Below are 10896 nucleotides of genomic sequence, written 5' to 3' on the forward strand. Positions count from 1 at the left end.
TGGGTATTAATTTATCTTTTGGAGGTTTTTATTAATGAATGGAATGGTTTATTTAGTAGGTGCAGGTCCTGGAGATTATCGCCTAATTACTTTAAAGGGAAAAGAATGTTTAGAAAAAGCAGATGTAGTTATTTGTGATTATTTAGCAGATAAACGTTTGATGGCTTTTGCTAAAGATGATATAGAATATATCTATGTAGGTAAAAAAGCTGGTAATCACGCAATGCGTCAAGAAGACATTAGCCAACTTATCGCTGATAAAGCGAAAGAAGGAAAATGCGTGGTACGCTTAAAAGGTGGCGACCCATTTGTATTTGGTCGCGGCGGTGAAGAAGCAGAAGTTTTAAAGAAAAATAATGTAGCTTTTGAAATTGTACCAGGTATCAGCTCTGCTATTGCAGCACCTGCTTATGCGGGTATCCCTGTAACTAATCGCAAAGTTGCAGTATCTTTTGCTGTAATCACAGGTCATGAAGACCCAACAAAAGGAAAATCCGATATAAATTGGGAAAAATTAGCTACAGCTGTAGATACTTTAGTATTTTTGATGGGTGTAGGTAATTTACCACATATCACAAGTCAATTGATAAAATATGGAAGAAGTGCAGATACGCCAGCAGCTTTAGTGCGTTGGGGTACAAAAGCAGAACAAGAAGTATTAGTAACTACAGTAGGTAATGCTGTGGAAGATGTAAAAAAACATAATTTAAAACCACCAGCAGTTTTTGTAGTTGGTAATGTAGTAAATTTACGTCAGACAATTCAATGGTTTGATAATAAACCGTTATTTGGCAAAAATATTTTAGTTACAAGAGCTCGTGAACAAGCTTCTAAATTGACAACAGCATTAGAAGATTTAGGGGCAAATTGTATAGAAGCTCCAGCTATAAAAATCACAACTCCTGATGATGATTTTGCAAGTTTAGATAAAGCTATCGCTAAAATCGGTGAATATGAATGGATTATTTTCACTAGTACAAATGGTGTAGATAGATTTTTCGCTCGCTTAAATGAAAAAGGATTAGATGTACGTAGCTTAAGAGATGCTAAAATTGCAGCTATCGGTACAGCTACTGCAAATAAATTAAAAAATTATGGTATCATTGCAGATAAAGTACCAACAATGTTTATGGCAGAAGGTATTTTAAATGTTTTAAAAGATGATATTAAAGAAGGTACAAAAGTCTTAATACCCAGAGCACAAAAAGCTCGTGAAGCTTTACCAATAGGACTTCGTCAATTAGGTGCTGTTGTAGATGTAGCAGAAACATATACTACAAAAATGGCAGATACAAATAAAGAAGAGATAAAAGCTTTATTAAAAGAACATAAAGTAGATATGGTAACTTTTACAAGTTCTTCTACTGTAGAAAATCTTTTAAAATTAATTGATGAAGATAAATCTTTATTAGATAATGTGGCTAAAGCAAGTATTGGCCCTATCACAGCCAATACTTGTAAAAAACATGGGCTTATTGTTGATGTAGAAGCCGATGTATATACTATAGATGGTTTAGTAGCAAAAATAAAAAATTTTGGATGGTGACTATTGATGAAACTCAATACTTTAAGACCACGCCGTTTGCGTTTAAATAGCGCTGTTCGCGACATGGTTCGTGAAAATTCTTTATCTGTAAAGGATTTAATTTATCCTATCTTTGTGGTTGCTGGTGAAAATGTAAAAGAAGAAATTCCTAGCATGCCAGATGTATATCATCTTTCTGTAGATAATGCAGTAAAAGTAGCTAAAGAAGTTTATGAACTTGGAATTCCAGCAATTGAAGTTTTTGGTCTTCCTGAATATAAAGATGAAATAGGTTCTAGTGCATGGGATTTAAATAGCCCTGTACAACGTGCTATGCGTGCAATTAAAGAAGCTGTGCCAAACCTTGTAATTGTTGGTGATGTATGCCTTTGCCAATATACAACACATGGTCATTGCGGTCAGCTTTGTGGTCATGAAGTAGACAATGATGCTACTTTAAAATTATTAGCAAAAGTTGCTGTAAGCCAAGCTCAAAGCGGTGCGGATATCATTGCCCCATCTGATATGATGGACGGCAGAATTGCTGTAATTCGTGAAGCTTTAGATGAAGCTGGATTTAAAAATGTATCTATCATGTCTTATGCAGTAAAATATGCTTCTGGATATTATGGACCATTTAGAGATGCAGCTGATTCTGCTCCTCAATTTGGTGATAGAAGAGCTTATCAGATGGACCCTGCTAATAGCCGTGAAGCTATGAAAGAAGTAGAACTTGATATGGAAGAAGGAGCAGATTTCATCATGGTAAAACCTGCTTTATGTTATCTCGATATCGTTCGTCAAGTTCGCGATAAAATTGATCGTCCTATAGCTGTATATAATGTAAGTGGTGAATATTCCATGGTAAAAGCAGCAGCCCAAAATGGCTGGATTGATGAAAAACGCATCGTTATGGAAACACTTCTCAGCATGAAACGCGCAGGTGCAGATATCATCATCACATATCACGCTATTGATGTAGCAAAATGGTTAAAAGGTTAGATATTCATTTTTCTTTTGTTTAAAAGAAAAACGAACCAAAAAGAAAATACACCCGCGATATTGATTTTACTTTGGCAAAGATAAAATCATGTCTACAACGCTCTAAACTCGCTTCGCTCAAACAGTAGGACTAAAACCGTAGCCCTGATTTTATCTTTGTCAATAGCTTTTAGCTACCGTAAAAGTCTGCTAACGCGGGGAAGTTTGGTATTTATTGATAATACCGTACTATTAATTTCCGCATTATAAAATTTGAATGGTAACCTTTAGGTTATTGAAAATAATTATCGCTGAATACGTTTTTAGTCTGAATGTTTGAGCGAAGCGAGTTTCTAAGCGTTGTATGAAGCGATAAGTATTTTCAAAGTTCAAATTTTATCTGCGGTGGCTTTCTTTGGTTCGTTTCTTTGCCATCAAAGAAATGAACACTTGTAATAATTCTTTTTTTATGCTAAAATATCATTCATGAGCAGTTTCTCATGTAAGACTGCGGTATTCGGGTCTCGCGCAATGGAGACTCATGAACCCCGCCAGGTCCGGAAGGGAGCAACGGTAAGTGATCATCTTCATGTGCCGTGAGGGCGCCTGAATACCGTGTTCTTACCTGAGAAGCTGTTTTTTTTATATCCAAAAATAGGAGGGGAGCATTTATTATGGCTTATATGGCACTTTACCGAAAGTGGAGACCACAAGATTTTTCGGATCTTATAGGCCAAGAACATATCAGTGAAACTTTATCTAATGCTATAAGCACCGGTAAAGTAGCTCATGCATATTTATTTTCTGGACCACGTGGTACAGGGAAGACAAGTACAGCTAAGATTTTAGCGAAGGCTTTAAATTGTGAGCATGGACCGACACCAACACCTTGTAATCAATGTGTATGTTGTCAAAAAATAAATGATGGTTCATTCATGGACGTTTTTGAAATAGATGCGGCTTCCAATCGTGGTATTGATGAAATTCGTGATTTACGTGAAACAGTGAAATTTGCTCCTGTAGATGGTAAATATAAAGTATATATCATCGATGAAGTTCATATGTTGACGACAGAAGCTTTTAATGCTTTGCTAAAAACATTAGAAGAACCACCATCTCATGTTGTATTTATTTTGGCAACAACAGAAGTGCATAAGGTGCCAATAACAATACAATCACGTTGTCAAAGATATGATTTTAAACGCATAACTAAAGATGATATCTTAAAACGACTTGTGATGATTACTGATGAGATGGGGCTAAATGCAGATAAAGATGCATTGTCTATTATTGCCATTCAGGCAGATGGCGGTATGCGTGATGCACTCAGTTTATTAGACCAATGTCTTGCTTTTACCAAAGATGAACTCACTGTTACACAAGTGAGAAAAGTATTAGGGCTTGTAGGTCATGATTGGGTATGGCAGATAACAGATGCTCTATCTAAAAAAGATAGTCAAACGATTTTAACTATCCTTGATGAAGTAATAGCTCAAGGTAAAGAAATAAAACAATTATTGAACGAATTAGTATTGCATTTTCGTTCGATTATGCTCTATAAAGCTTCAAATAAATTATTAAATTTAAATATGTATTTTGAAGATGAAGAGGTATTATCTCGCCAAGCTAAAGAATTTACGCATGACCAGATAATGCAAATTATTCAAAAAATACATGAGGCTATTAATGAAATAAAATGGGCAAGTCAACCTAGAATAACGGCAGAAGTTTTATTTTTAAAATTATGCTGGCAAGGCGAAGCTGAAAATAATAATTCAGAAAAAATAATGTCGATGATGAATAATATACCTGCAGTAAATAACAAGGGTGCTTCAGAGGTAAAAATAATGGCGCTAGAACAGACTGTTTCTCGTTTAGATAGAATAGTCAAAGCACTTAGTAGTCAGTTGGCTAATATGCAAGAACAGTATAAATCAACTCCGATGACGAATACACCAATGATGAATACTTTTGTAGAGCCAAGACAAAATACAGTAAAAAGAGCTTCAAAAATAGTTAAAAATGAGCCAGTGCATACTAATATAATGCCGATGGAAAATGCTGATGCTACAGCTATTTGGCAAAATGTGTTGGCAGGGCTTAATGCTCGTCGCAAAAAAGTTGTAGTGGCTTGTGTAAATAGAGCACTACCTTATCGCATAGCAGATAATCAATTTTTTATCCATTTTGATAGCCCATTTTTACAAGCTCGTACAGAAAAAGATGATTATCGTTTATTGATAGAAGAAGTATTAGAAAATGTAACAGGTCATAATTTGCGTTTAGTCTGTACTTGTGGAGATTTGAAAATAACGCAAATGCCACAGGTTAATACTACTTTAAATAATAATGTTGATAAAATACAGGAAATAAAAGCGCCAAAAGTAACAATTCCTATGATTGAAGATGAGGATGTATTGCCACAAGGTGATTATCAAGCAGATATTCCTATGCCTACAGATGAAGATTATGTAGATATAGCGCCAACAGATGTGGATTATGATAATATGACACCAGAAGGTAAACATACATTACAGACGGCGATTGAGATTTTTGGTGGAAAAATAATTCCTGAAGATAATAAATAATAGATAATTGACGATTTTATTTTATTTTGATACTCTAAATAGAGAAAAATATTTTATATGGAGGTATTTTGATGTTTAATCAAGGTAATATGGCTGGCATGATGAAAAAAGTTCAGAAAATGCAAGCTGATATGAAAAAAATGCAAGATGAACTTAAAAAGAAAACTGTTGAAGTAAGCGTTGGTGGCGGTGTTGTTAAAGTCGTTATGAACGGTGAAAAACAGATGCAGTCCCTTGTTATTGATAAAGCTGCAGTAGATCCAGAAGATGTAGAAATGTTACAAGACCTTATTTTGTCTGCTGTAAATCAGGCTATGGTAAAAGTAGATGAAATGATGGCTAGTGAAATGAGCAAATTAACTAGTGGTTTAAATCTTCCTGCTGGATTATTCTAATGAGATATATTGAGCCTATGGCTAAGCTAATTGAACATTTTCGTGCTTTACCAGGAATTGGTTCAAAGACAGCTGTACGCTTAGCATATCATATTTTAGACATGGAGCCTGCCCAAGCAAAAGCCTTGGCGCAGGCTATTATTGAAGCTAAAGAAAAAATTGGCTTTTGCAGTTGTTGTTTTAATCTCAGTGATACAGACCCCTGTGCTATTTGTACATCACCAAATAGAGATCATTCTATTATTTGTGTAGTAGAACATCCTAAAGATGTAGTGGCTATGGAACGTATGCGAGATTATAAAGGTGTTTATCATGTATTGCATGGAGCTTTATCGCCAATTGAAGGAGTAGGGCCAGAGGATATTCATATCAAAGAATTATTAAATCGTTTATATGATGATAAAGTAAAAGAAGTTATCATGGCTACTAATCCTAATATCGAAGGCGAAGCAACAGCTATGTACATTGCCAAATTATTAAAACCACTAGGTATAAAAGTAACAAGAATTGCTCATGGACTTCCTGTTGGTGGCGATTTAGAATATGCAGATGAGGTAACTTTAGCTAAAGCTATTGAAAATCGTCGAGAAATGTAAGTTCATTTAGAACAAAGGTTGTGATTTTATGGTTGAGTCTACATTAGTTATTGCTTTTTTTGTGGGCTTATTGATTTTATGTGTATTCACTAAAATTTTTTCTATGCCACTAAAAATCTTATGGAATTGCATTTATAATAGCATAATAGGTGCTATCGTTTTATATATTATAAATTTCTTGGGATTTGTATACATTCCGATTAATTTTATAACGGCATTGATAGCAGGGATATTTGGAGTACCAGGAGTATTGGTATTAGCGATTTATTCTATGTTATAAGAGCTACAGTTTTGGCTGTAGCTTTTTTTGTAGGCAAATTTATAAATAATTAATTAGATAATTGATTGATTATGCTTTATATGTTAAAATAACTATTAATTAGATAAAAATAACTATTAAAAAGAGAGTGTGTATAATGAATTTCAAAAAAATATTAGCAATTGTGATGGTGTGTGTTTTTGCTTTTAGTGGTATCGGCATGGCAAAAGCAAAATCTGGCGGTGGCGGGTTCAAAGCTCCAGCTAGTACAACAAAATCTGTAACACCTTCTACAAAATCAACAACAACTACAACACCAAAAACTGATGCGCCAAAGACAAATGCTACAGAAGCACCTAAATCTAATGCAACTACAAATAATGCAAGTACAAATACTGCAAATAAAACTAACACTACTACAAATACAGCAAACAATCAGCAATCTGGTAGCCGTTGGGGTAGTGCTTTAAGAAATATTGGTTTATTTGCTGGTGGTATGTTCTTAGGTAGCATGCTCAGCAATATGTTTGGTCTTGGCGGATTTATGGGTGATATTTTAGGCTTAATTGCCAATGTGGTACTTATCGGTATCGTAGTAATGATAATTATGGCTATTTATCGTAAACTTTTTGGCAAAAAAAATGAAACTAATGCTTATGCTAGCAGTAGATATGATGAAAATAATTTCTGTTGCCCTAATTGTGGATGGATGGCACCAGATAGAAATAATCCTCCAAAATTCTGCCCTGAATGTGGAAACCGTTTAAATGGTGCAAATCAAAGTGAATATCAACAATATAATCAATATACAAATGAACAAGATGCGGAATATACAGAGTCTAAAAGTGGTAAAATAATAGATATTACACCACCAAAAGATAAGGATAAATTTTAATTAAATAATGATTTTATCTATAAAAGCGACACTATTTAAAGGTGTCGTTTTTTATTTTTTAGATAAATTTTGCCTAGATGTGATAAAATGAAAAATGTATATATTTAGGAGGCGATAATTTTGAATGTATCACAAGCACAAAAAGGAAGAACTTATCTTGTAAAAAAAGTAAACTTAGAGGGAAATATTGAACGTCGTTTAGAGATGCTCGGCATGACTGACCAAGTGAAACTTATGGTTTTAAATAAAAAAAATCAAAGCGCTGTAATTATAAAGGTACGTGGCACTCGTTTTGCCATAGGTAAAGAAATAGCAGATGCTATAGAAATCGAGGAAATAGAAAATGAGTAAAGATGTTCATGTAGCTTTTATTGGCAATCCTAATTGTGGGAAAACTACTTTATTTAATGCTTATACTGGCGCTCATTTAAAAGTTGCCAATTGGCCCGGTGTAACTGTAGAAAAAAAAGAAGGAGTAATGCAATTTCACAATGAAAATTATAAATTAGTGGATTTACCAGGAATTTATAGTTTGACTTCATATACTATGGAAGAGCAAGTATCACGTCAATATATATTAGATGATGAAGTCGATATTGTTGTCGATGTGGCAGATGCTTCTTCTTTAGAGCGAAATTTATATTTAGCATTGCAACTTATTGAATTAGGTAAGCCAATGGTTCTAGCTTTAAATATGATGGATATTGTTGAAGAACGAGGCATGGATATCGATTTTCATAGATTGCCAGAAATGCTAGGGATACCAGTAGTTCCTGTTAGTGCTAGAAAAAAACGTGGTCTAGAAATCTTAATGCATGCAGTCGCTCATCATCAGGGTGAAAAAATTAAAGATAAAATAGAACATCATCATGGTGAAGAAATTTTAAATCGTAAACATAGACATAATCATCATAAGGATTGTGTAGTTGTTTATAGTGATGAGGTTGAAGATAAGATAGATATTATCGAAGAAGCTCTCGTTGAAAAATATGGTCAATTACCTAATTTGCGTTGGCATGCAATCAAAGAATTAGTACAGGATAAAGAAATTATTGAAAAATATCCTTTAGATTTGCCTGATGTATTGGATAGAAGTTATGAAAAAGATATCATTAAGCAAAAATATGACTTTATCGAAGAAATAATACAAGAAGTATTAGTAAATAAAGATAAAGAAGCACGCTCTACAGATAGAATAGATGCTGTGCTTACTGATAATGTCTGGGGTATTCCAATTTTCTTGGCTATTATGGCATTTATTTTCTTCTTAACTTTTACTATAGGTGATATTTTTAAAAATTATTTAGTAGAAGGAATAGATATTGTAAGCAATGATTTGATGGCAATATTGAATTCTATAGATGTCAGTCCAATTATATCGTCATTATTAATTGATGGGGCTATAGCTGGTATTGGTGGTATATTAGCATTTTTACCGAATATATTTATTTTATTTTTAGCTTTAGCTGTGTTAGAAGATAGCGGATATATGTCGCGTGTGGCCTATGTCATGGATTCAGTAATGGGCAAAATCGGTTTATCTGGTAGAGCATTTATTCCTTTATTATTGGGATTTGGTTGTTCAGTACCAGCTATTATGGCATCAAGAGCTTTAGAAGACCCGAAAGATAGATTGCGTACTATTTTAGTAACGCCATTTATGTCATGTAGTGCCAGACTTCCAATATATATTTTATTTTCAGGAATGTTTTTCCCAGAATATGCGATGTTTGTAGCTTTTTCTATGTATGTAATCGGCATAGTCATGGCGATAATTATTGCTAAAATCTTTTATAAGGTAAGCGATAAGAGCGATAAAAAAGTATTGTTGATAGAACTTCCTGAATATAAATCACCAAATATAATGTCTATATTTTTATATGCTTGGGAAAAAGTTAAATCATATTTAGCAAAAGCTGGTACAACGATTTTCGTAGCATCAATAGTTATCTGGTTTATTTTAAACTTTAATTTCTCTGGTATGGTAGATATCGGTGATAGCTTTGGAGCTCAAATCGGTCGATTAATAGCACCTATTTTAGTGCCTGCTGGGCTTGGATTATGGCAGATTGCAGTGGCTTTGATATCTGGTATTGCAGCAAAAGAAGTTGTTGTAGCAAGTTTGAGCGTATTGTATGGTATTTTAAATATCAATTCAGCAGAAGGCATGAATACTTTAGTTGGTCAATTAGCACAAGTTGGTTTTCATGAATTAAATGCTTATGTTTTGATGGTATTTTGTTTATTATATACTCCATGTATAGCTAGTATTGTAACTATAAAAAAAGAAACTAATTCTACAAAATGGACTTGTTTTGCAATATTTTTCCAATTATTAATTGCATATTTAGTAGCCGTTATTATCTATCAAGTAGGTAGCAATATTTTATATTAATATTTAATTTTTGTTTGAACAGTGTTTATGAGAGTTTAATTATTTATAAAACTCTTGTAACACTGTTAATTTTTTTATTAAATATATGAGAATAGTGCTATAATCGGTGTTATTGAGAGCGATTTTCATGATATAATATAAATAAAAGTATGATAAGTAAAGGTGTAAAGATGAATTTGAAGTACAAGTTTTTTGATTATTTGCCCCAAGAGGCAAAAGATATACGCATAGAAGTATTTGTGAATGAACAAAAATTTGAAAATGAATTTGATGATATAGATGATATTGCGTATCATTTAATTATTTGGGAAGGAGAAAAAGCTATAGCAAATGCGAGATTATATCGAGATGAAGATGAGAAAAATTCATATATAATTGGCAGATTAGCAGTGCTTAAAGAATATCGTAAATGTCATATAGGCACTAAATTGATGAACTTATTAGAGGAAAAAGTGAAAGCTTTATCAGGTGAAAAAATAAATTTATCTGCACAATGTAGAGCGAGAGCTTTTTATGAAAGTTTAGGATATAGAGCAAGTGGAGATATTTATTTAGATGAATATTGTCCGCATATACATATGGAAAAATTAATAAAGTAAAGTTTAAATAGCATGGATAGAGAATAAAGAAAGGGTATGATTTTGTGAGGATTGTTGGTATTATAATTATCATTTTAGTATTGGGCTTTTTTGGAGGCTATGGCATAATGCAATCGCAGATAGATGACCAAAAAGAATTTAAAGGAGTAAAAAATGTTATTCCTATGGATAATAGAACAGAACAGCAAATTGAACAGCATGATGTAAAAGTGGAAAAATCAGGAATAATATCAAAGGAACAAGCTGAAATTATTGTTTTAGAAAATGCAGATATGGAAGCTAAAGATATCAGTGGATTAAAGACTAAGATAGAAAATTATTATGTTGACATACTCCCCATGCCTAAAGGCAGGGGATTCTTGGATACAAACGATACTTGCCTACTAAAATAGCAGGTCTTACTATATCTCTCCAAAGAAGGTTGATGCCCCAACCTTCCATATATTTATAGCAGCATTTCTATCTCTATCGTGACTGAATTTGCACTTTGCGCAAATCCACTCACGAACTGCCAAATTTTTAGTTTCAGGATTTTTTGTACCACAAACATGGCAAATTTGCGAACTTGGATAGTATCTATCTATCTTTTGCACTATTGAGCCAATTTCTCTCGCTTTATATTCAAGAATTTTTATAAATTCACTAAATCCATAGTCAGATATT

The 10896-nt window shown here is 33.2% G+C and carries 12 protein-coding genes and 1 other RNA gene; 12 read left to right on the plus strand and 1 reads right to left on the minus strand.

Annotated features, from left to right (window positions below):
• Positions 1-34 precede the first annotated feature (34 nt).
• The 12 genes from cobA (at position 35) to BMX03_RS08255 (ending at position 10625) form a co-directional block, all read left to right on the plus strand.
• A complete protein-coding gene (gene cobA, locus BMX03_RS08200) occupies positions 35-1546 on the plus strand; it encodes a uroporphyrinogen-III C-methyltransferase (protein ID WP_091694787.1) in 1512 nt (503 codons plus the stop codon).
• A gap of 6 nt (positions 1547-1552) precedes the next feature.
• Positions 1553-2527 (plus strand): porphobilinogen synthase, encoded by a 975-nt coding sequence (gene hemB / locus BMX03_RS08205; RefSeq protein ID WP_008539842.1) that lies wholly within the window; start codon positions 1553-1555, stop codon positions 2525-2527.
• 494 nt (positions 2528-3021) lie between these two features.
• An RNA gene (gene ffs / locus BMX03_RS08210) (signal recognition particle sRNA small type) lies at positions 3022-3121 on the plus strand.
• A 59-nt stretch (positions 3122-3180) separates the two neighbouring features.
• The gene (gene dnaX / locus BMX03_RS08215) at positions 3181-5094 is read left to right on the plus strand and encodes a DNA polymerase III subunit gamma/tau (RefSeq protein ID WP_091694790.1); all 1914 of its coding nucleotides are present in this window, start codon (positions 3181-3183) and stop codon (positions 5092-5094) included.
• A 71-nt stretch (positions 5095-5165) separates the two neighbouring features.
• On the plus strand, positions 5166-5489 hold the full coding sequence (locus BMX03_RS08220; protein WP_008539847.1) for a YbaB/EbfC family nucleoid-associated protein: 324 nt from the start codon (positions 5166-5168) through the stop codon (positions 5487-5489).
• Complete coding sequence (gene recR / locus BMX03_RS08225; protein ID WP_022228636.1) at positions 5489-6085, plus strand: recombination mediator RecR; 597 nt, start codon at positions 5489-5491, stop codon at positions 6083-6085. The genes BMX03_RS08220 and recR overlap by 1 nt, the downstream gene beginning before the upstream one ends.
• Positions 6086-6113: 28 nt before the next feature.
• Positions 6114-6365 carry a pro-sigmaK processing inhibitor BofA family protein gene (locus BMX03_RS08230; RefSeq protein WP_008539849.1) on the plus strand — a complete coding sequence of 84 codons (252 nt, stop codon included), beginning with the start codon at positions 6114-6116 and terminating at the stop codon, positions 6363-6365.
• Positions 6366-6501: 136 nt separating this feature from the next.
• Entirely contained in the window at positions 6502-7239 is a 738-nt protein-coding gene (locus BMX03_RS08235; protein ID WP_091694793.1) for a hypothetical protein, read from the plus strand.
• Between the two features lie 120 nt (positions 7240-7359).
• Entirely contained in the window at positions 7360-7590 is a 231-nt protein-coding gene (locus BMX03_RS08240) for a FeoA family protein (RefSeq protein ID WP_091694795.1), read from the plus strand.
• Entirely contained in the window at positions 7583-9634 is a 2052-nt protein-coding gene (feoB, locus tag BMX03_RS08245; protein WP_091694798.1) for a ferrous iron transport protein B, read from the plus strand. Before BMX03_RS08240 ends, feoB begins: the two co-directional genes overlap by 8 nt.
• Positions 9635-9873: 239 nt before the next feature.
• A complete protein-coding gene (locus tag BMX03_RS08250; protein ID WP_255361456.1) occupies positions 9874-10233 on the plus strand; it encodes a GNAT family N-acetyltransferase in 360 nt (119 codons plus the stop codon).
• 107 nt (positions 10234-10340) lie between these two features.
• A complete protein-coding gene (locus tag BMX03_RS08255; protein ID WP_255361458.1) occupies positions 10341-10625 on the plus strand; it encodes a hypothetical protein in 285 nt (94 codons plus the stop codon).
• A 9-nt stretch (positions 10626-10634) separates the two neighbouring features.
• On the opposite strand, the gene BMX03_RS08260 is transcribed toward BMX03_RS08255, so the two are convergent.
• Positions 10635-10896: zinc ribbon domain-containing protein (locus BMX03_RS08260; protein ID WP_143052079.1), on the minus strand; the 262-nt coding region annotated here is incomplete at its 5' end.

The organism is Megamonas sp. Calf98-2 (genome assembly GCF_900110235.1).
Lineage (GTDB): Bacteria > Bacillota > Negativicutes > Selenomonadales > Selenomonadaceae > Megamonas > Megamonas funiformis.

Bases quoted from the DNA above. Each gene is read 5' to 3' on its own strand.
- BMX03_RS08220 (WP_008539847.1), top strand. From the start codon at position 5,166: ATGTTTAATCAAGGTAATATGGCTGGCATGATGAAAAAAGTTCAGAAA.
- cobA (WP_091694787.1), top strand. From the start codon at position 35: ATGAATGGAATGGTTTATTTAGTAGGTGCAGGTCCTGGAGATTATCGC.
- BMX03_RS08230 (WP_008539849.1), top strand. From the start codon at position 6,114: ATGGTTGAGTCTACATTAGTTATTGCTTTTTTTGTGGGCTTATTGATT.
- dnaX (WP_091694790.1), top strand. From the start codon at position 3,181: ATGGCTTATATGGCACTTTACCGAAAGTGGAGACCACAAGATTTTTCG.
- recR (WP_022228636.1), top strand. From the start codon at position 5,489: ATGAGATATATTGAGCCTATGGCTAAGCTAATTGAACATTTTCGTGCT.
- hemB (WP_008539842.1), top strand. From the start codon at position 1,553: ATGAAACTCAATACTTTAAGACCACGCCGTTTGCGTTTAAATAGCGCT.
- BMX03_RS08235 (WP_091694793.1), top strand. From the start codon at position 6,502: ATGAATTTCAAAAAAATATTAGCAATTGTGATGGTGTGTGTTTTTGCT.
- BMX03_RS08255 (WP_255361458.1), top strand. From the start codon at position 10,341: ATGCAATCGCAGATAGATGACCAAAAAGAATTTAAAGGAGTAAAAAAT.
- feoB (WP_091694798.1), top strand. From the start codon at position 7,583: ATGAGTAAAGATGTTCATGTAGCTTTTATTGGCAATCCTAATTGTGGG.